At 40.9% G+C, this 20,297-nt stretch carries 17 protein-coding genes, 1 tRNA gene and 1 other RNA gene; 10 read left to right on the forward strand and 9 right to left on the reverse strand.

Translation table 11 applies throughout. The features are described 5' to 3' along the window. Positions 1–92: 92 nt before the first annotated feature. Positions 93–395 (reverse strand): cysteine-rich CWC family protein, encoded by a 303-nt coding sequence (locus ACN0T8_RS00275; RefSeq protein WP_417878698.1) that lies wholly within the window; start codon positions 393–395, stop codon positions 93–95. 158 nt (positions 396–553) lie between these two features. Between ACN0T8_RS00275 and ACN0T8_RS00280 the strand changes: the two genes are divergently transcribed. The 4 genes from ACN0T8_RS00280 (at position 554) to ACN0T8_RS00295 (ending at position 3,343) form a co-directional block, all read left to right on the forward strand. Beyond that, positions 554–1,477 (forward strand): glutathione S-transferase family protein, encoded by a 924-nt coding sequence (locus ACN0T8_RS00280; protein WP_417878699.1) that lies wholly within the window; start codon positions 554–556, stop codon positions 1,475–1,477. A gap of 137 nt (positions 1,478–1,614) precedes the next feature. Next, positions 1,615–2,166, forward strand: a complete 552-nt coding sequence (locus ACN0T8_RS00285; RefSeq protein WP_417878700.1) for a carboxymuconolactone decarboxylase family protein — start codon at positions 1,615–1,617, stop codon at positions 2,164–2,166. A gap of 111 nt (positions 2,167–2,277) precedes the next feature. Further along, positions 2,278–2,871, forward strand: coding sequence for a TetR/AcrR family transcriptional regulator (locus ACN0T8_RS00290; protein WP_417878701.1), 594 nt, complete (start codon positions 2,278–2,280; stop codon positions 2,869–2,871). A gap of 91 nt (positions 2,872–2,962) precedes the next feature. Further along, positions 2,963–3,343, forward strand: a complete 381-nt coding sequence (locus ACN0T8_RS00295; RefSeq protein ID WP_417878702.1) for a LysM peptidoglycan-binding domain-containing protein — start codon at positions 2,963–2,965, stop codon at positions 3,341–3,343. A 183-nt stretch (positions 3,344–3,526) separates the two neighbouring features. On the opposite strand, the gene ACN0T8_RS00300 is transcribed toward ACN0T8_RS00295, so the two are convergent. The 4 genes from ACN0T8_RS00300 to ACN0T8_RS00315 all read right to left on the reverse strand — a co-directional run bounded on the left by ACN0T8_RS00300 (position 3,527) and on the right by ACN0T8_RS00315 (position 8,814). Then, on the reverse strand, positions 3,527–4,852 hold the full coding sequence (locus tag ACN0T8_RS00300; RefSeq protein WP_417878703.1) for an anaerobic C4-dicarboxylate transporter: 1,326 nt from the start codon (positions 4,850–4,852) through the stop codon (positions 3,527–3,529). A 266-nt stretch (positions 4,853–5,118) separates the two neighbouring features. After that, complete coding sequence (locus tag ACN0T8_RS00305) at positions 5,119–6,525, reverse strand: 8-oxoguanine deaminase (protein ID WP_417878704.1); 1,407 nt, start codon at positions 6,523–6,525, stop codon at positions 5,119–5,121. 152 nt (positions 6,526–6,677) lie between these two features. Then, complete coding sequence (locus ACN0T8_RS00310; protein WP_417878705.1) at positions 6,678–8,213, reverse strand: nucleobase:cation symporter-2 family protein; 1,536 nt, start codon at positions 8,211–8,213, stop codon at positions 6,678–6,680. Positions 8,214–8,729: 516 nt separating this feature from the next. After that, positions 8,730–8,814 (reverse strand) — tRNA-Tyr (locus tag ACN0T8_RS00315). A gap of 275 nt (positions 8,815–9,089) precedes the next feature. Here ACN0T8_RS00315 and ACN0T8_RS00320 point away from each other — a divergent pair. Then, positions 9,090–10,157, forward strand: a complete 1,068-nt coding sequence (locus ACN0T8_RS00320) for an efflux RND transporter periplasmic adaptor subunit (protein ID WP_417878706.1) — start codon at positions 9,090–9,092, stop codon at positions 10,155–10,157. Further along, positions 10,157–13,270: a multidrug efflux RND transporter permease subunit gene (locus ACN0T8_RS00325; RefSeq protein ID WP_417878707.1), complete on the forward strand. Its 3,114-nt coding sequence runs from the start codon at positions 10,157–10,159 to the stop codon at positions 13,268–13,270. The genes ACN0T8_RS00320 and ACN0T8_RS00325 overlap by 1 nt, the downstream gene beginning before the upstream one ends. A gap of 142 nt (positions 13,271–13,412) precedes the next feature. On the opposite strand, the gene ACN0T8_RS00330 is transcribed toward ACN0T8_RS00325, so the two are convergent. After that, a complete protein-coding gene (locus ACN0T8_RS00330) occupies positions 13,413–14,468 on the reverse strand; it encodes a PLP-dependent cysteine synthase family protein (RefSeq protein WP_417878708.1) in 1,056 nt (351 codons plus the stop codon). A 145-nt stretch (positions 14,469–14,613) separates the two neighbouring features. Between ACN0T8_RS00330 and ACN0T8_RS00335 the strand changes: the two genes are divergently transcribed. Further along, positions 14,614–15,072 carry an Lrp/AsnC family transcriptional regulator gene (locus tag ACN0T8_RS00335; protein WP_417879461.1) on the forward strand — a complete coding sequence of 153 codons (459 nt, stop codon included), beginning with the start codon at positions 14,614–14,616 and terminating at the stop codon, positions 15,070–15,072. Between the two features lie 96 nt (positions 15,073–15,168). On the opposite strand, the gene tesB is transcribed toward ACN0T8_RS00335, so the two are convergent. Next, positions 15,169–16,035: an acyl-CoA thioesterase II gene (tesB, locus tag ACN0T8_RS00340; RefSeq protein WP_417878709.1), complete on the reverse strand. Its 867-nt coding sequence runs from the start codon at positions 16,033–16,035 to the stop codon at positions 15,169–15,171. A 96-nt stretch (positions 16,036–16,131) separates the two neighbouring features. Here tesB and ACN0T8_RS00345 point away from each other — a divergent pair, with 96 nt between their 5' ends. Continuing rightward, entirely contained in the window at positions 16,132–16,581 is a 450-nt protein-coding gene (locus ACN0T8_RS00345; RefSeq protein ID WP_417878710.1) for a YbaY family lipoprotein, read from the forward strand. A gap of 70 nt (positions 16,582–16,651) precedes the next feature. On the opposite strand, the gene ACN0T8_RS00350 is transcribed toward ACN0T8_RS00345, so the two are convergent. After that, positions 16,652–16,954 carry an MGMT family protein gene (locus ACN0T8_RS00350; RefSeq protein ID WP_417879462.1) on the reverse strand — a complete coding sequence of 101 codons (303 nt, stop codon included), beginning with the start codon at positions 16,952–16,954 and terminating at the stop codon, positions 16,652–16,654. A 144-nt stretch (positions 16,955–17,098) separates the two neighbouring features. Between ACN0T8_RS00350 and ACN0T8_RS00355 the strand changes: the two genes are divergently transcribed. Next, the gene (locus ACN0T8_RS00355; RefSeq protein ID WP_417878711.1) at positions 17,099–19,120 is read left to right on the forward strand and encodes a diguanylate cyclase domain-containing protein; all 2,022 of its coding nucleotides are present in this window, start codon (positions 17,099–17,101) and stop codon (positions 19,118–19,120) included. Positions 19,121–19,213: 93 nt separating this feature from the next. Next, positions 19,214–19,310, forward strand: an RNA gene (gene ffs / locus ACN0T8_RS00360) — signal recognition particle sRNA small type. A gap of 526 nt (positions 19,311–19,836) precedes the next feature. Here ffs and ACN0T8_RS00365 read toward each other — a convergent pair. Next, on the reverse strand, positions 19,837–20,247 hold the full coding sequence (locus ACN0T8_RS00365; RefSeq protein ID WP_417879463.1) for a septal ring lytic transglycosylase RlpA family protein: 411 nt from the start codon (positions 20,245–20,247) through the stop codon (positions 19,837–19,839). Positions 20,248–20,297 lie beyond the last annotated feature (50 nt).

Below are 20,297 nucleotides of genomic sequence, written 5' to 3' on the forward strand. Positions count from 1 at the left end.
ACCTGAAAATTAAGTGAATCAAAGCAGTGCTGAAAGGTGCTGCTTTTTTATTGCCTATTTCTTTTTATTACCAAGGTTTTAGGCGGTGAGCGTTAAACGATAGGTTTCTTTTCTATGCAACGGCGGCATAAACAGACATCGTAATTTTCAGTTATTTCACGCTCTTCTATTTCAAAACACCAGCAAATGTCTTTCCCAGCAGCTATATCACAAAAAGTATTGTCACCACATTCAGGGCAGGCATGCGTGCTTTTTTCACCACTGAGTTTGGCCATTACTTGCGAGTGGGCCTCATCATCCATTTTGCTCCATTGCAGAATTTCACCCATGGTGCGATGGCATCCAGAGCAGATCCCCGCGTTATTTTTACAAGCTGCAATACATGGTGTTTTCATAATGGGAAGTCAGTAATGAATGAGTCGAGGCTTTATTGTAACAGAGATTTTATCATGGCTCACTCCTTCAAATCTTTCGAACAAAACCGTCAAGTCGTTGTGGTGTGACTGAGCGCTAGGCTACTTATACTAAACAGAATACAGAACAGGAGAGTACGATGGGTAAGTTAGTCGAAGGTGTATGGCAAGATGTTTGGTACGACACTAAATCGAGCGGTGGTAAATTTGTTCGTGAAGATGCCGGTTTCCGAAATTGGATTGAAAATAAGCCAGGTGCGACGTTTCAACCAGAATCAGGTCGCTATCACTTGTATGTGTCTCTTGCTTGTCCGTGGGCGCACCGCACCTTAATTATGCGCGAGTTAAAAGGATTAACCGACCATATTGATGTCACAGTGGTTAGCCCAGATATGTTGGAAAATGGCTGGGAGTTCAGCCAGCCCGAGCCACTATTTGGCTTTACGAAGCTTCATCAAATTTATACCCAGGCTAAAAGTGATTATTCAGGCCGTGTGACGGTTCCTACGCTGTGGGATAAGAAAACCAACACCATAGTCAGTAATGAATCATCAGAAATTCTGCGCATGTTTAATTCGGAGTTTAATGATGTAACGGGTAATACTGATGACTACTACCCGCAAGAACTGAGATCTGAAATCGATCAATGGAATGAGTTTATTTATCCCAACATTAATAATGGGGTATATAAAACCGGGTTCGCTACCTCCCAACAAGCGTATGAAGAAGCGTTTGATCGTTTGTTTGAAGGGTTAGATAAAGTGGAGCAGCACCTGTCTCAGAGTAAGTATCTGGTTGGTGAGCAAATCACAGAAGCGGATTGGCGTTTGTTTACCACTTTAATTCGCTTTGATGCGGTTTACGTTGGTCATTTCAAATGCAATTTAAAACGCATTGTTGAATATCCCAACCTTTATCGCTATATGAAAGCACTGTATCAAGTGCCTGGAATCAAAAGTACTGTGAGTTTTGAACATATTAAGCGTCATTATTACTTTAGCCAGAAGAGTATAAACCCAACTCAAGTCGTGCCTAAAGGACCAGAATTAGATTTAGATAGTTAATTATTATGTGAATAATAAGTATGTGAACGATCGTTCAAAATAAACTTGAACGACTGTTCAGGTTTGTGTATGGTGAATGGGTAGTACAGAGTCACCCTATAGAACAGCTTAAATTTTGTATTAATAAGGAAGCTATAATGTCTAATTTCAAAATCCATACACTTGAATCTGCACCAGAAAAAAGTAAGGCCATATTAGAAGGTGCTGAAAAGCAAATGGGTCGTATTCCTGGATTATTTGGAGTGATGGCTGAGTCTCCAAATCTGCTACAAGCTTATACTCAACTGCATCAATTGTTCGCAGATAGCTCGTTTGATGCTGAGGAATTAACGGTTGTGTGGCAAACCATCAATGTAGAGCATGAGTGTCACTACTGTGTACCCGCGCATACTGGCATTGCCCATTCAATGAAAGTCGATCCGGCAATCACGGAAGCTTTACGCAATCAGCAACCAATGCCAACAGAGAAACTTCAAGCTCTGCATTTGTTCACATTAAGCATGGTTCGAAATCGAGGCAATGTCTCTGAGCAAGAGCTGCAAGACTTTTTTGCCGCTGGCTACACTCAACAACATGTTTTAGATGTGATCCTCGGTTTATCACAAAAAGTGATCAGTAATTATGTAAACCATGTAGCAGAAACACCAATTGATCCAATATTTGAACAATTTAAATGGACGAAGAAATAACGCTTTCAAAGATATGGCTTAAGATGTGAGTACTCATTGAAAGTCTGTACAATCATAAGAAAGTAAATAAAACCAAGTGATGTGCTGTTGCTTGGTTTTTTAGGTATAGTAATGACTAAACAAGCTAAATTTAATCGTGATCAAGTAATTGAAAAAGCGAAAAATCTTTATTGGGAAAAAGGCTATCACGCAACCTCTATGAGAAACCTACAAGAGGTTATTGATATGCGTCCGGGCAGTATTTACGCTGCATTTGGTAGTAAAGATAATCTTTTTAAAGAATCGTTATCACTTTATGCCAAACAAAATATGGCGCTACTGACGGATTGCTTGTCACAAGAAACAACTATTCTACTTGGCTTAAAACGCTTTATTACTCACATTATTATTGCAGATAAAGATCGGGCCCCTAATGGCATGTGCATGATAGTGAAAAGCATTGCGGAATTAACAGAAAGTGACTCTCCCGAGCTATTGCATGAAGCAACGACCATTTTATCGCAAATAGAAGCGACATTTTCCGAGCTTTTCCAGCAATCAATCAATAATGGTGAGTTCTCAACGGATAAAACCGCAAATGAATTAGCCCGCTTTTTTCAGGTTCAAATTATTGGCCTAAGAACTTATGCACGAACCGTCAAGCAACAAGCCGTTATAGAGAAGCTTCTTGATGATTTGTTTACTGATTTACAGACTAGTCGATGAAAATAAATACATGAAACGTTATTAATTCACTTGATATCTATAGGGTTTATTGACTAAATTAGAGACTTAAAGCAATCAAAGGTATTTGACTATGTTAAAGAGTAAACAAAAAATCATTACATTAACGATGTTAGCATCGGCTTTGGCTCTTTTTGGTTGTGCTTCAAACGATGAATTGATTGAACAGCAGAATCAACAAGCTGAGCAGCTAAGTTCTCTACGAGCTGACCTGCAAGCTCAAAAAGAGTCGAATCAGCAATTGGCAGATAAAGTTGATCAATTGTCGATGGATCAAGATGAAATCAAACAAATTATGCAAGATAAGTCTAGCATCTATGTGATCAAAGAAAATGATACCTTGTATCACATTGCCAATGAACACGATATGACGGTCGATGAGTTACAGCAACTAAACTCAGAAATTAAGAATCCAAAATCGTTATTAATTGGTCAAACGATCAGATTGAAATAATCGATTTAAACTTAAGTAGACAGTAAAGTTTAGATATATAACAAAACTCTAATAAAAAATGGCTGATTAATTGATCAGCCATTTTTGTATCTAATGTATGTGATGTTTATACCCGAAGTCATTGGGGTGAATGAACGCCGTCAACAAAGCTTCAGCTTTAGGTACATTAGGCATGTCGTACTACTAGCCTAGTAAGGTAGTCGAAATAAAGTAACCAATCACAGTCGCAGTTGATACGCCGATAATACCTGGAATAAAGAAGCTGTGGTTCAATACATACTTACCAATCGATGTCGTGCCTGAGCGGTCAAAGGTGATCGCCGCTAGGTCTGATGGGTAGAATGGGAAGAAGAAATAAGCATAACAAGCTGGAATAACCCCGATTAATATTTCCGGTGGAATACCCAGTGAGAAGCCTAATGGGAACATAATTGTCAGTACTGCGGCTTGGCTTTTCAAGAAAATCGAAGTAGCAAACATGGCAAAAGCAAAGGTCCAGGGATGAACACTAACAATATCGCTTACCATTTCAATTAGGTAAGGTTTGTGGTGTTCAATGATGGTGTCACTCATCCAGGCAATACCAAAGATGATGATCACTGCCGACATCCCCGCCGTAAACACATTACTTTTGGCAATTTCTTTTGGATCGACCTTAGTGCATAACAGAATAATCGCGCCGACGGCCAACATTAAGAATTGAATGGCAACCGACATGCCCACACCTTGAGGTAATAGGTTCAGATCCTTACCGAACATTGCGACAAAAACCACGACTGCAATACCGGCTAAGAACACACTTAAACCTGTTTTGGCCTTTTTGGCATTGGCAATATCATTATCGCCTTCGACACTTTCATCAATTAACGCAGCTTTAAAATCGGGATTTTTGCAGCGTTCGATAAAGGCTTCGTCTTGATCGAGTTCTTGACCGCGAAATAAGCTCCAAGTACAACCAGCAAGTAAGCCACAAAATGTTGCTGGAATAGTAACCATTAACACATGAACTAATGAAATATCTAAATCATTTTTGGCGGCGGTTGCCATTACAACGGCAGCGGCAGCGGCGATTGGACTCGCGGTGATCCCCATTTGTGAAGCAACTGAAGCCATCGCCATTGGACGCTCTGGACGAATACCTTTTTTAATTGAAACATCGTAGATAACGGGTAGAAGAGGATAAACACTGTGGCCAGTACCAACAAGAACGGTCAAAAGGTAAGTACAAAATGGCCCTAGGAAGACGATTTGATTCGGGTGTTTACGCAGCAATTTTTCTGCAAATTTAACCAGTAATTTTAAACCACCCGTCGCTTCTAATGTTGCAGAAGCCGCAACTACTGCAAGAATAATCAACATCACGCTGATCGGCGGAGACCCCGGTGCAATACCAAAGACAAACGCTAAAACGGAAACGCCTAAGCCACCTAGTAAGCCAAAGGCAATACCGCCAAACCGAATTCCTGTGAAAATGACTGCTAACAACAGCAACATATGAATATAAAACATACCTGTTACCTCTAAAGTATTATGAATATAGAGAAGCTAACATTGTCGGTAGTGATTCATCTTGATCTAGTGCAACTTCAATTGGGTCTAGTGAAATACAGAAGAGATATTGTGATGTTGATAAAAGTAGTGTGATATTGACAAAAAATAGTGTGATGTCGGTAAGATAAATAAGCGGTATAAGAGAAGAGCCCTGATTTGCCTAAGGTAAGGATATTCAGGGCTCAATGATAAAGCTATTTATATCTATTAACGTATTACATCTATCAACGAAGCTTCATGGCTTTTTCAGCAAGGCGTTTCGCTGCGGCTTGATGTTGAGTTAACAAGTTTTCCAAGTCATGTCCAATAACATGGCCATCGTGAACTCGCCATTCACCGTTAATCATCACGCGGTCAGCTTGTTGTGCGCCACACATAATTAGTGCCGCTAGTGGGTCATGTGAGCCAGAGAAACGAATCTCATCTAGAGTAAACATGGAAATATCCGCTTGCTTACCGGCTTCCAAAGTACCGATGTCAGTGCGTCCCATTGCTGTCGCTGATCCTTTGGTCGCCCAACGTAGTGCATCAAGGTGCGACACATTGGCTGAGCCATAGCGCAAGCGTTGCAAGTACATCGCCATGCGCACTTCACCAATCATGTTAGAACCATCGTTAGACGCTGAACCATCTACGCCTAGGCCGACTTTTACACCTGCTGCTTCTAATTCGTTATTACGACAAATACCAGAAGCGAGCATCATATTCGATGTTGGGCAATGGCTGATACCTACACCAGCATTACCAAGGCGTTTGATCTCTTCATCATTAAAGTGAATGCCATGCGCCAGCCAAGTTTTATCATTTAGCCAACCGACGCTCTCAAGGTAATCTACCGGACGATGACCAAAGCGTTGCAAGCAGAATTCTTCTTCATCAATGGTTTCACACAGGTGAGTATGCATCATCACATTTTCTTGATGGGCAATACGTGAGGTTTCTTTCATTAAATCGGTAGTGACAGAAAATGGCGAGCAAGGTGCTAAGGCAATTTGCATCATCGCACCGTCTTCACGCTGGTGGTATTGATTAATTAACCTTAAGCTATCATCAATGATGGTTTGTTCGGTTTGAATAGTATGACGAGGAGGTAGGCCTCCATCATCTTCACCTAAGCTCATCGAACCGCGAGTCAGGATAGCGCGAACGCCGAGTTTTTTGGCCGTTTCAACTTGAATATCAATCGCATGTTCTAAGCCAACTGGAATTAAGTAGTGGTGATCTGAAGCGGTTGTACAACCAGACATCATCATTTCAACTAGCGCAACTTCAGTTGAAAGGGCATGCATTTCTTCATCAAGGCCGGCCCATACCGGGTAGAGGGTTTTAAGCCAATTGAATAGTTCTTTGTCTAACGCATCTGGGTAGGCACGAGTAAGCGTTTGATAAAAGTGGTGATGAGCATTGATTAAGCCCGGTGTGACAACATGATTTTTAGCATCAATCACAATGTCAATCTTGTGGCTTGGTTCAGTATTTAGAGCGACCAGCTCAAGAATGGTGTTTCCACGAACTACCACCCCGCCACGTGCATCTTGCGAGACGCCAGTATAGATATCGAGTGGATTTTTAATCCAAGTGGTGGTTAGGTTTTGATTCTCTAAATGTAGAGTATTAAGCGTTTGAGACATTCATAATTTTCCTTAGCCATCTCAGCCATTTCAGGGGAGAGGGTCTTATTTTTAGGTTTGTTAATGATTATTGGTGTGACTACTTTTAGTTGTAAAAGACAAAACACAAAAGGCAAAAGCCGAACATGCCGACTTTTACCTTGGTATAGATTTTATTTCATCGCGGTACTCGGGGTGAACCGAGATTGTGATTCGGATGAGGAAGCCTGTTGATCCGATAAATTATCATCTTCAGATTGTGCCTCAAGTAGGGTTTGGTTCCGTACCATTTCACGTTCAGCAGCTATAGTGGCGATTGCTTTTGAAATAGTTGCTTTTGATTCCATGACTTTAAATGCAGGTGAATGACATTCTTCATCTTTCGCCATTTCAACCACTTCTTGTTTTTTCATGGCTAATTCTTCTCGGCGGTTTTGCGGTAAAACCTGATGCAAGATAATCGCAACCAAAGTCCCGGTAGTAATGCCAGAGTGGAAGAATTCCGCCATCGCATGAGGTAAATGCTGTATTAAGCGAGGTTCAACCGTCACCGCTAAACCTGAAGCTAGGCTGACACAAATGATTAAAGCATTACGTTTGGTATCGGCCGCTTTGATTAGCATACGAATACCAGCATAAGCAATCATGCCGAACATAATGAACCCCACACCGCCTAGAACGGGTTTTGGAATGGTGACTGCAATTGCTGCCAATTTTGGAAATAAACCGCCAAGAATTAAGAGGCCACCTGTTGTGGCAACAACATAACGACTTGCTACACCAGTAATCCCTACAATACCCACATTTTGACTAAATGAAGCTAATGGCATACCTGTCATCAATGCAGAAAGCGTGCTACCTAGGCCATCACCTAAAACACCACGTTTTAAATCTTTACCCGTTACTTCTTTTTGGCAGTTCGCCCCTAATGCCATAAAGTCACCAGTAGCTTCTGCAACAACGATGATATAAGCCAAGCTCATACTTAAAATCGATCCCCAAGAAAAAGTCATACCATATTTAAGAGGGGTCGGGCTGCCTACCCAAGAAGCTTCAGTGACTTGGTTTAAGTCGACCATGCCCATAGTTAAAGCGGCAATGTAGCCACCGACCAATCCAATTACAATGGCAGAGGCTGCGATCATACCTTTGCAATATACTGAGACTAAGATAACGATGCCCAGTGAGATTAAAGCAAGAAATAATTTTGGTAAGGTCGCGAATTCTTCACTACCTTTTGGCGCATCGCCAATCCAGCTCATCGCTACCGGTAGAATAGTTAAGCCGATTAATGTGATCACAACGCCACTCACCACATCAGGGAAGAGTTTTTTAATTTGCGTCATAAAGAAGCTGGCAAAAATCACTAAGAATGAGCCAACAAAAGCAGCACCCATAATGCCACTCATGCCATCTGCTTTACCGATAGAAATTGCCACGCCGAGAAAAGCAAAGCTTGAGCCCATTACAACTGGCAATCGGATCCCCACAGGGCCAAGGCCGACACATTGAATAATAGTGGCAATACCACCAACGAGTAACGCAGCGTTAATCAGGTCTGCAATTTCAGCAGCGGGTAATCCGACAGATGCCCCAACAATAAGAGGTACCGCAACGATTCCCCCTATCGATGCCAGCATGTGTTGTAAGGCCAGTAGTAATGTTGTTCCAACAGGTGGGCGTTGGTTAAGCGTATATGTAAGCTTCATGACATTTCCTTAGTGTCTATTCCACTAGATTCTTATAGGTAGTATGGGTCTACCTTCCTAAGTTCGAATTAGCAGTTTTTGTTATATACCCAAATCATGTGGGTAGTTATATTTCTGCATCCATGTATGTATAGGTGTGCTTTAACATTAATGCAACAATATTGAATACAATCTATTTTGTAAATTAGCGTTGTTAATTTCTGCAAGCTAGGTCTAACTGGCAAGTTTTGTGCCAAAAAAGAAGTGAAATGTATTAAGAGAGGTTTCAGTTGATTTTGGTGAATAAGTAATTGTAATTAAAGGAAGGGTGGATCATGAAAGTGCAGGTTCCGTTATAAGGTGGTGCAAATTTGTTTGAGGAAAATTGCATACAATATGTGTGTAATATTGTTTTCAATATGGTGATTTTTGTGTTTTTTCTATGGCTAGAATGTGAAGTGAGGCAGATTTTAGGCGAAAAAAAACCAACTGCGAGAGTTGGTTTTTTATGTCTTTTTATAATAAAAAGAAAAATAATGGTGGAGGGGGACGGATTCGAACCATCGAAGGCGGAGCCGGCAGATTTACAGTCTGCTCCCTTTGGCCACTCGGGAACCCCTCCACAAGTGTGGAGCGCATAATAGCAAACTGTTTTAGGCTGTAAAGAAGTTTTTTTAAATAATTGATTAAGTGTTGAGTTTTCGAACTGTTCAGGCTTTGAGTGGTATTTTATTGAGCAAGTTGAGTAAGATTTAGTTGAAATTAGCTAACTTGAGAGCAAGCATTGTCTTTTTAAAAGATAAGTATATTTACATTGTTTTACGTTCAACCTATCTTTCTGCTGATAGAATAAAGCTTGTATCTTGAGCCTATTTAGGCATTTAAATGGAACTACTCATGGATAAAAAGTCACTTTCTTCATTTGGTATCGCCTGTTCTTTATTGATTGCCACTCCTTATATTGCGAATGCTAATGATAAACCAACAAGGATCCCTGTTGGCGCTCAAATTGTTCAAGAACACGATGTTCAACAAACACTCACCTTAGTTGCCAAATTATCGGCGCAAGAATCGGTCACCATTAGGCCGGAAGTCTCGGGCAAGGTAGAGAAGATCTTGGTGAATTCAAACCAAGAAGTAAAAGTGAATCAGCCACTTCTTATACTCGATGAGAAAAAAGCGCGCGCAACACTTAATGAAGCACGAGCTTATTATAATGATGAAAAACGTAAAGAAAGAGAGTTCGCCAGTTTGGTGAAGAAGAATGCCATTACTCAAACTGAATTAGATGCTCAACGTGCCAGTGTTGATATCGCCAAAGCTCGTATGGATGTCGCGTTAGCTGAATTGTCTTATCTTAATATCAATGCACCGTTTTCCGGTACCGTTGGCTTTATTGATTTCAGTAAAGGTAAAACCGTTAGCGCTAATGAAGAGTTATTTACATTAGATAATTTAGACAACATGCGTTTGGATTTGCAGGTGCCAGAAAAGTACCTTTCAAAAATCTCTTTGGGTATGCAGGTGAATACCGAAAGCCGAGCGTGGAGTGACCAAATTTTTCCTGGCAAGGTCACGCATATCAACACCCGTGTAAATAGCGCCACTTTGAGTGTGCCGGTGCGTGTTGATATTGCAAACCCTAATCATAAATTAAAGCCGGGTATGCTGATGTCTGCTACCTTAACTTTCCCTAAAATTCATAAACCTATCATTCCGGTACAGGCGCTCGAATACTCGGGGACTAAGCGTTACGTGTATGTAATTGAAAATGACAAAGTCACCCGTACCGAAATTATTTTAGGTGCGCGTATAGAAGATAAAATTGTAGTGGAATCTGGCCTTGAGGTTGGTAAGAAAATCGTCACCAAAGGTCTGGTTAATATGAGAGATGGCTTAAATGTCAAAGTCGTCGAGCAAGATTCACTCACAATGCCAAAGTCAGATAACCAAGGAGCGGAATAATGTGGTTATCTGATGTGTCGGTAAAGCGGCCAACGGTTGCAATTGTTTTAAGTCTATTGTTGTGCGTGTTTGGTTATGTGTCTTTTACCAAGCTAGCCGTTCGTGAAATGCCTGATATTTCGAATCCTGTCGTCACGGTATCGACCAGTTATGACGGTGCTTCTGCTAGCATAATGGAAAGCCAGATTACTACCATATTAGAAGATCAGCTTTCTGGTATCAGTGGCGTCGATGACATCCAGTCAGTTTCTCGAAATGGCAGTTCACGTATTACTATTACCTTTGATTTAGGTTATGACCTTACGACAGGGGTGAGTGATGTCCGTGATGCGATTGCTCGCGCGCAACGTTCTTTGCCAGATGAATCTGACGATCCTATTGTGTCAAAAGATAATGGTTCTGGTGATGCGGCGGTGCATATCAATCTTACCTCTACCAAGATGGATCGTACTCAATTAACCGACTACATCAACCGAGTTCTGATTGATCGTTTTAGTTTGATATCTGGCGTCAGTTCAATTGATATCAGTGGTGGCCTAGACAAAGTTATGTACGTAAAACTTGATCCCACTGCGATGGCTGGACTAGGGGTCACGACGACCGATATTCGCGATGCGCTAGAACGTGAAAACGTCGAGAATCCAAGTGGTGAAGTGCGTAATGACACCACATCGATGACGGTTCGCACGACCCGAAATTACTTAACCGAAGAGGACTTTAAATATCTAGTCGTTAGTAAAAGTCGTGATGGACATCCTCTTTATCTACAAGATGTTGCGAAGATTTACTTAGGTGCAAAAAACGAAAGTTCGATGTACAAGAGCGATGGTGAAGTCGGTGTGAGTATGGGAATTATTACTCAAACTGATGCCAATCCACTTGACGTTGCTCAGCGAGTACGAACAGAAGTCGATAACGTACAGAAGTTTTTACCAGATGGTACCTCATTAAAAATAGAGTATGACGCAACGATTTTTATCGATCAGTCGATTAATGAGGTCTATAACACGCTATTTATCACTGGTGGTTTAGTGGTGTTAGTGCTGTATATTTTCCTTGGTCAAATGCGTGCAACGTTAATTCCTGCGGTGACGGTTCCAGTGTCACTGATTTCTGCCTTTATGGCGGCCTATTATTTTGGTTTCTCGGTTAACCTAATCACCTTGTTGGCACTGATCCTTGCGATTGGTTTAGTGGTCGATGATGCGATTGTGGTCGTTGAAAATATCTTCCATCACCTTGAACGAGGTGAACCACCATTACTTGCCGCGTATAAAGGAACACGAGAAGTAGGTTTTGCCGTTATGGCGACCACTTTGGTACTGGTGATGGTTTTTCTACCTATTTCCTTTATGGATGGCATGGTAGGGCTGCTATTTACCGAGTTCTCCGTATTACTTGCCATGTCGGTGCTTTTCTCATCGTTAGTCGCGTTAACTTTAACGCCAGTATTAGGCAGCAAATTACTCAAAGCTAACGTACAGCCAAATCGTTTTAATCTTTGTATTGATAAATTCTTTGCCCGTATTGAAACGGCTTATCGCAATGGGCTCGTACGTGCGATTCGTTTTCGTTGGTCAGCACCGGTGAGCATTATTGCTTGTATTGCGGTGAGTGGATGGTTAATGACCATGATCCCTAGTCAATTAGCACCCAAAGAAGATAAAGGTGTGCTATTTGCGTTTGTAAAAGGGGCGGATGCCACTAGTTTTAACCGTATGAGTGCCAATATGGATGAAGTGGAAAAGCGACTTATTCCATTGCTTGGTAAAGGTGTATTAAAATCGTTTAGCGTGGACGCACCAGCCTTTGGTGGCCGAGCAGGTGATGAAACCGGCTTTGTGATCATGGTGCTAGAAGATTGGGATAAGCGTAGCGTAAACGCACAGCAAGCCTTGGGTATGATCAGCAAAATGCTATCTGGCATTCCTGATGTTCGAGTACGCGCGATGATGCCGGGTTTCCGTGGCGGCTCTGATAACCCCGTGCAATTTGTGCTCGCTGGTTCAGACTACCAAGAGCTTTCGAAATGGGCTGAATTCTTGCAACACAGAGGCGAAGCTGATGGTGTGATCACTGGTGGGGATTTAGATTATTCTGAAAAAACACCAGAGCTTGTCGTGACGGTTGATAAGCAACGCGCAGCCGATTTAGGCATCAGTGTCAGTGATATTTCCGACACATTAGAAGCTATGCTTGGTGGCGTGACGGAAACGACCTATTTAGAGCGCGGTGAAGAATACGATGTGTATTTACGTGGTGATGAAAATAGCTTTAATAATGCTGCCGATCTTAGCAAAATTTATTTACGTACTGATGGCGGAGAGCTAATCACACTCGACACAGTAACCCAGCTAGAAGAGATTGCTTCAGCCAACCGTTTGTCACATACCAATAAACAAAAATCGATTACCTTGAGTGCGAACTTAACGCCTGATTACACATTAGGTGAAGTGCTCGACTATCTTGACCAACAAGCGGTTGATAACTTGCCGAGTGATATTAGCATTTCATACAGCGGTGAATCGAAAGACTTTAAAGAAAACCAATCAAGTGTGATGGTGGTTTTTGCCTTGGCGTTATTGGTGGCTTATCTTGTTTTGGCTGCGCAATTTGAAAGCTTTATTAACCCACTCGTTGTGATGTTTACCGTGCCAATGGGGGTGTTAGGGGGCTTTATCGGCCTATATTTGATGGGGCAAGGACTCAACATCTATAGCCAAATCGGAATGATCTTGCTGATTGGTATGGTAACTAAAAACGGTATATTGATTGTTGAGTTTGCGAACCAACTACGTGATCGTGGCATTGAATTTGAAAAAGCGATTATTGATGCTGCAGTACGTCGTCTTCGTCCAATCTTAATGACAGCATTTACTACCATTGCTGGATCATTACCACTAATGTTATCTACCGGTGCTGGTTATGAAAGCCGAGTAGCAGTCGGTACAGTCGTGTTATTTGGGATGAGTTTTGCCACATTGGTGACCTTATTTGTAATTCCACAAATGTATCGTTTAATTTCGTTGAAGACACATTCTCCTGGGCATATAGAAACCTTGTTAGAAAAAGAATTGGAGAGGGATGCAACCACTCGTCCGGGGCATGGTTAAAACGTTACTCGTATACGCTTCGCTACGTATCTCGTGACTTAGATCTGTTGCTGTAACCTATCCGAGCCACGAGACGTGAAACGCCCGAGCTCCCGATAAACGTGAAATCCCATAATCTTCGCCTGAAAATATGTTGGAATGTTTATAAGTGGGTGATGGCTTTTAACGTTTCTTTAAACGGGGTGAGATCGGAAATATTTTTTTCCAACCACTCAGAATTATAGTGGCAGTTTAAATAACGATCACCACTGTCGCAAATTAAGGTGACAATTGAACCCGTTTCGCCTCGCTGAATCATTTCATGGGCGATATTTAATGCGCCATATAAATTGGTCCCCGTCGATGGACCCACTTTGCGCCCAAGAATGTTCTCTAACCATTGAATCGTAGCAACACTGGCAGCATCTGGAACAGTGCGCATTTCATCGATCACACCAGGAATAAAGCTCGGCTCTACGCGTGGGCGGCCAATCCCTTCAATCTTACTGCTTGAATCAATCGTTATAGAGGAATCACCATGTTTGAAATAATCATGGAAAACGGAATTTTCGGGGTCAACCACACACAGTTGAGTTGGGTGCTTTTTATAACGTAAAAAGCGGCCAATGGTTGCTGATGTACCACCTGTTCCTGCACTCATGACGATCCAAGAAGGAATTGGGTGAACTTCACGACTCATTTGGCAAAAGATGCTGTCGGCAATATTGTTGTTTCCACGCCAGTCGGTCGCACGCTCAGCGTAGGTAAATTGATCCATGTAATGGCCATTTAATTCTTCTGCTAAACGACGAGATTCTGCATAGATTTGATCTGAACGTTCCACTAGGTGAGCTTCACCACCATAAAATTGGATTTGTTCGATTTTTTTAGTCGCGGTTGATTTTGGCATCACGGCAATAAAACGTAAGCCTAGCAGACGAGCAAAGTAGGCTTCAGATACCGCAGTACTACCAGAAGACGATTCAATCACAGTCGTTTCAGGGCCAATCCAACCATTCGATAAAGCATATAAGAATAATGAACGTGCCAAACGATGCTTGAGAGAGCCTGTCGGGTGGGTACTTTCATCTTTAAGATAAATATCAATGCCGGATAAATACGGCAGATCCAATTTAATTAAATGCGTATCGGCTGAGCGTTGAAAGTCCGCTTCGATTTTATTGATCGCTTGGTTAATCCATTGTCTGTCTATGCACATAATATTAATCCTAATTCTTACTCGGTATCTAATGTAGGTAATTTACCTCTTAAATAAGGGAAAAAGATTGCTTTATTGGTTGTTAATTTCTTATATTGGAGAAATAAATTCCCCTATAGGTAGGTTTTAGAAAATGAAACAGTTGATGTTGGATAAAGTGGATAAAACATTACTTAATATGTTGCAACAGGACACCACAACATCTCTACAAGAATTGGCTGATACGGTCAATTTGACTACAACGCCTTGCTGGAAGCGCCTCAAGCGATTAGAAGAACAGGGCATGATTGATAAAAAGGTCGCGCTACTCAACCCTGAGAGACTAGGCTTATCTTTTGTCGCCTTTGCCCTAATCAAAACCAATAACCATTCGAATGAGTGGTATCAAGCTTTTGTCGATACGGTCAGTGAGTTTCCTGAAGTAATGGAGTTTTATCGCATGGCAGGGGAGTTTGACTATATGATGAAAGTCCTGGTCTCGGATATGAAAGCGTATGATGAATTTTATAAGAAGTTAGTCAATAGTGTTGAAGGGATTTCGAATGTGACTTCCACTTTTGCAATGGAGTCAATTAAATATACAACGGCATTACCAATTCGATAATCATGATGTTAATGAGCCACTTAATCTGATTTAGTATAAATTTAAGTCGCTCATTAAGTTTGTGGCTTTATATGTGCTGAGAAAGTGTGCTAGAAACTATTTTTGAGTAAAGCGCATCACACCTTCTTGTATCGCGCTTGCCACTAGATTTCCTTGTCGGTCAAAAATCTCACCACGTACTAAGCCTCGGCCATTACTGCTGGTTGGACTATCTATCACATATAACAACCATTCATCCATTTTAAATGGACGATGAAACCACATTGAATGATCAATAGTGGCGACTTGGAAGTTAGGTGTAAACAGCGAAACTTTATGTGGGAATAGCGCCGTGACTAGGAACCCCCAATCGGAAGCGTAACCGAGCAAGTATTGATGCAATATAGGATCATAAGGTAGTTCGCCATTGGCTTTAATCCATAAATATTGTTTAGCGGGTAGAGCGTCTGGTTTGAATGGGTTGTTGACGACGACAGGACGTACTTCAATTGGCTTCTCATGACAAAATGCACGTTGCATCGCAGGAGATAGTGCCTCTTTCATCGATTGAGAGATTTCTGTTTCTGAAGGAATCCCTTCAGGCCCTTGAATATTCGGCATTTTCGATTCTTGATGACCTAACCCTTCAAATTGGCCCTGGTAAGACGCTGTTAGATAGAAAATAGGTCGACCATGTTGAATTGCTTTGACGCGACGCGTGGATAAACTTTTACCATCCCGCAGTTTTTCGACATCATAAATAATAGGTTGATTGATATCGCCCGGGTGTAAAAAGTAGCTATGAAAAGAATGGACCGTTCTATCTGATTCAACGGTATAACCTGCGGCAGATAAAGCTTGTCCAATTACTTGCCCACCATAAACTTGCGGTAAGCCTAAATGCTCACATTCCCCACGGAATAAGCCAACTTCTAAACGTTCGAGTTGGTGTAAATTGAGTAATTCTTGTAATTGTTTGCTCATCAGACCTCCATATTGTATTGTCTAATTATTAACATGCGAGTTTGATATTACAAGACTGCATGATATTCACATCACAATAATTTATTAAGGAAACGCATGAAAAAGTCATTATTGTTAATTTCATCAATAATTATGGGAGTGGCAATGACAGGTTGCACAACAAATACCGATAAGACTTCACCAGTATCACAAAGCTCTAGCGAAGCGGTTAGCCTTGCAAGTGTTACGGGTAGCGTGTTCTATCTTGAACGTATTGCACTACCTGACAATGCGGTAGTGACTGTGACATTAGAAGATGTCTCTCTAGCGGATAAAGCGGCTGAAATCTTAGCGACAGATTCATTTGTTACAGGTGGCAAGCAAATGCCATTTAAATTCAAACTTGATTATGATACGAATAAAATTGTACCGAACCATCGTTACAATGTTCGTGCTAAAATTGAGCTCGATGGCAAACTACGCTTCGCAACAGATACTGTTACTCCAGTGATTACTGATGAGAATAAAACTCAAATGGTTCAACTGCGTGTGATCGGCAGTCGTTAATTCGTATATTAATTGTTGTAATATCTGTGTGTAGCCTAGCCGTTTAATAGTTATGAATCAGCTAAATAGCTTAAGGTTGCCACAGGTATTTTTTTAAATTGACCTTTCCGGTTGCACTAACCTCAATACCATCTTGTTCCAAACAGCATTTCTGCCTCTCTAAATCTGCTCCTTTTAATGATATTTGTCCTTGACTATTGAGAACCCTAAACCAAGGTAACTGACTCTCTTTTGGAAGTTTAGCCAATAACTTACCAACATGACGTGAATAACCAGGATAGCCTGCGTATTCAGCGATACGTCCGTAACTACTGACTTTCCCAATTGGGATCTGTCTTAATATATAAAAGACTTGTTGATTAAATTGGATCATTTTTTGATCGTTTTTCGCGGAATTCTCGATAGACATATCATTAAACCAGTGTAGAATGCAAGGCCAAATTATTGCTCGAAAAACACTCACAATACAAATGGGGTTTGCGATTTTTTGTGTTCTTATTATGTATTGGAGTTTGTGTTGTTCCTTCTATTATTTATTGCCCTTTCTCTGCTTACTATCTCACTTCCTACTTATGCAGAAGAAGTGCCAACCACGTCAATACCAATGCCGACCTATACTGTCGCCACACGTCTGGATGATATCGGTAATATTATTATCTTTGATGAACTATCTCAGCATTTCAACTTTAAGGTTCAATATCTCTATTTTGATCAGTTTGCACCGGTTCTAAAGGCAGTGAAAAATAAAACAGCTGACTTTTCTGCTAATGTGACCTACTCAGAAGAAAGAGCAAAATATATCGATATCTCTGAACCGACGAATGTCGAGTATACCTACTTGTTTACTAATTATAACAGTCATAGCCCGCATTCCATTAAGGAGATACATACTATTGCGGCTGCGAATGACTTAATTTTTAAAGATTTATTTCAACGTATTTATCCAAATATTAAAGTGGTTGAGTTAGATGATTTCGAACACGCCAAACAAATGATCCGTAGTGGAGAAGTGGATGGTGTTGTCGATAATATTTCTAAATTAAAGCTCTTTTTGAGTTATGGCTTTGATGCTCATGCACTAAATGGCAAAGTGCCAATTCAATCAGTAGGAATCGCAACCGCAAAAGGTTACCACACTAAATTAGTGAAAGAGATGGTGGCGTATTTACATAGCCCAGAAATGCAGAAAAAACTTCGCCAACGTATGGATAATTATCAATATGAAGTACGTAAAAAAGCATTGAGAAAACGCGTAGTAGAAGCCGGGTTTGATAACAGCAAACCACTTAAAGTGAAATTTGAGAATGTCATTTTATTATCTGAATATGATAAAAATCACAATGTCTTTGGTTTAATTGCCGACATATTTAATCAAAGCTGTGAAGTGTTAGGTCTAACCTGCGATGTGGTAAGTGACCCAGATGAATCATGGACAGGTATGTATAACGACTTACTCGATAATAAGATCGACATTCTTGGTCCGGTGACAATGTCGAGCCGTCGATTAGATAAGATGTATTTCAGTCGAGCCTACTTTACGTCAGAAGCCATTATTGTAAAACGATCGGGTTACAAAGAGGACGTTTATAAAACCATTTCTGAAATGATCATAGAGCGAATCAGTGTCGTAAAAGGAGATTACTACGATACTTTGCTGACCAATATGCTACCCGGACAAAAATTGTTCCGATATGCCGACCGTGTACAACAGATGCAAGCACTGGTCAATGGCGATGTAGACTACGTGGTACTGAACCGACAAAACTATTATAAAATGCTACAAGACAATGTTGCTGATTTCTCAACAGAAGAAGATTTGAGTATTGGCGTGTTTCATAAATCATCGATGACAGTGGCATTCCCCAAAACCGATCGAGGCTATAAGTTAGCCCAATTGTTTAGTTCCGCCCATCAGTTGATAGATACTCAATCGATTATTAGTCAATATGATATCAAACCCGACTGGCAAGTAATCTTAAAAAAAGAGAAGGCTGCATCGCGTTATATCTATACGATTTTCACATTTTGTACCTTATTTATGGTGCTAGCCATTTGGTTTATGTATAAGCAGGCTATTACCGATAACCTGACAAAACTAAAAAATCGCCGAGCTTTATACCAAAAATATTCTCGAGGTATTCCGCCTCGAACAACCTTAGTCTATATCGATGTTAACAAATTTAAAGCTATTAATGATACCTACGGACACAGCGTAGGTGATGCCGCGTTAAAGCGCTTAGCTTATCTCATTTTACGCCATTGGCCTGAAGGAGCATTTCGTCTCGGTGGTGATGAATTTGTATTAGTTGGTAATGTATCTAAAGAGAAGCTAGAGTCGGTATTAGAACAAATACAAAGCTTCACCATTGATATTGATGCTGAGCACTCAATCGATGTTCATACTTCATGCGGTATCTCTCATTATCGAGAAAACCTAATGGAAATTGATGCGGTATTACACTTGGCCGATGAAAAAATGTACGCCGCGAAAGCTTATTCAAGAACGCAAAGTGACGAAATGTTAGTCAAACGATCATAGAATAAAACATTCACCTTGCATTGCTTCTCATCATTCGACATAATCACTGCACTCTTGAGTTGCACAGCAAACAAGATACAAAATCTATGGAGGCCCTGGTCCTCCCGCAATACTAGTTCGTGAACTTGGTCAGGCCTGGAAGGGAGCAGCCACAGCGAATGACGTGTGTGCCGGGATGTGGCTGGGGCTTCCACCTACCTAGCGTTTGAAAAAATCCTGAAAAATTTCAAAACCTAAATCTTCCACATCAAAATCACTTCGTTCGATCTAACTACTTCACCTAATAATAGTTGTCATATTCCAAAAAAGAAAATGCTTATCCAATTTGGTAAGTGTGGCTTATTATGCCTTAAAGTAGTTTGGTGTAACCAACGCCATCTCCGCTTCCCCTTATATTGCTTCTGCCAAGTGACATCATCTCCCAAGGGGAAAAGCTAGTCTTTGTCGCTTGTAGTTGCAGTATCTACCCGAGATTCACCGCACATTATTAGCGCGTCATTCCAGCCGAGCCTAAGCGAGAGCAGGAATCTACTTATCACGCGCTGAATATTTGAAATGTATTTCTTCAGGCGAATACCATTATGCAACAAGCGTTCGCAAATAACTTCCTCCCTTTACCAATGAAAAATACTTGGCATCAAGATATACAGCTAAGGGAGGGTTGATGCGAATAATGTGTGTTTGCCTATGAAACAATAGTGTCAATTAAATAGAGACTAGTGCTTATATTTAAAGGTATTACTATCATCAATAATCTCAATTTTGACCGGTATGGTTCCTTTTTTAACGTTGCTGATTTGTGTAAATGCTTGGTAAGAAAGGTCGATAACACGGCCTTTTACATAGGGGCCTCTGTCGTTAATTTTCACATCGACGAACTTGTTATTGGTGGTATTTGTTACCCTCACGATAGTTCCAAATGGCAGGGTTTTATGAGCCGAAGTGTAAGCATTCATATTATATGCCTCACCACTTGCGGTCAGTTTTCCATGAAACCTGTTGCCATACCAAGAGGCTTGGCCAATAAGAGCATGGGAGTTGGCTGAATTCTTTGTTTTTGAGCCGCCGATTGCTGCGGTTGAGGTACACCCGGCTATCAACATAAGAAGAAGAGAGGGAAAAATCATATTTAGCTTTTTCAAGTGATTTAGATAATCTATTCCCTTCCACTTTCTCG

Origin of the sequence: Vibrio sp., assembly GCF_048266485.1 — a bacterium.
In the GTDB taxonomy this organism is placed as follows: domain Bacteria; phylum Pseudomonadota; class Gammaproteobacteria; order Enterobacterales; family Vibrionaceae; genus Vibrio.

Coding starts and splice junctions, on each gene's coding strand:
- ACN0T8_RS00275 (WP_417878698.1), bottom strand. CDS start 395: ATGAAAACACCATGTATTGCAGCTTGTAAAAATAACGCGGGGATCTGC.
- ACN0T8_RS00280 (WP_417878699.1), top strand. CDS start 554: ATGGGTAAGTTAGTCGAAGGTGTATGGCAAGATGTTTGGTACGACACT.
- ACN0T8_RS00285 (WP_417878700.1), top strand. CDS start 1,615: ATGTCTAATTTCAAAATCCATACACTTGAATCTGCACCAGAAAAAAGT.
- ACN0T8_RS00290 (WP_417878701.1), top strand. CDS start 2,278: ATGACTAAACAAGCTAAATTTAATCGTGATCAAGTAATTGAAAAAGCG.
- ACN0T8_RS00295 (WP_417878702.1), top strand. CDS start 2,963: ATGTTAAAGAGTAAACAAAAAATCATTACATTAACGATGTTAGCATCG.
- ACN0T8_RS00300 (WP_417878703.1), bottom strand. CDS start 4,852: ATGTTTTATATTCATATGTTGCTGTTGTTAGCAGTCATTTTCACAGGA.
- ACN0T8_RS00305 (WP_417878704.1), bottom strand. CDS start 6,525: ATGTCTCAAACGCTTAATACTCTACATTTAGAGAATCAAAACCTAACC.
- ACN0T8_RS00310 (WP_417878705.1), bottom strand. CDS start 8,213: ATGAAGCTTACATATACGCTTAACCAACGCCCACCTGTTGGAACAACA.
- ACN0T8_RS00320 (WP_417878706.1), top strand. CDS start 9,090: ATGGATAAAAAGTCACTTTCTTCATTTGGTATCGCCTGTTCTTTATTG.
- ACN0T8_RS00325 (WP_417878707.1), top strand. CDS start 10,157: ATGTGGTTATCTGATGTGTCGGTAAAGCGGCCAACGGTTGCAATTGTT.
- ACN0T8_RS00330 (WP_417878708.1), bottom strand. CDS start 14,468: ATGTGCATAGACAGACAATGGATTAACCAAGCGATCAATAAAATCGAA.
- ACN0T8_RS00335 (WP_417879461.1), top strand. CDS start 14,614: ATGTTGGATAAAGTGGATAAAACATTACTTAATATGTTGCAACAGGAC.
- tesB (WP_417878709.1), bottom strand. CDS start 16,035: ATGAGCAAACAATTACAAGAATTACTCAATTTACACCAACTCGAACGT.
- ACN0T8_RS00345 (WP_417878710.1), top strand. CDS start 16,132: ATGAAAAAGTCATTATTGTTAATTTCATCAATAATTATGGGAGTGGCA.
- ACN0T8_RS00350 (WP_417879462.1), bottom strand. CDS start 16,954: ATGATCCAATTTAATCAACAAGTCTTTTATATATTAAGACAGATCCCA.
- ACN0T8_RS00365 (WP_417879463.1), bottom strand. CDS start 20,247: ATGATTTTTCCCTCTCTTCTTCTTATGTTGATAGCCGGGTGTACCTCA.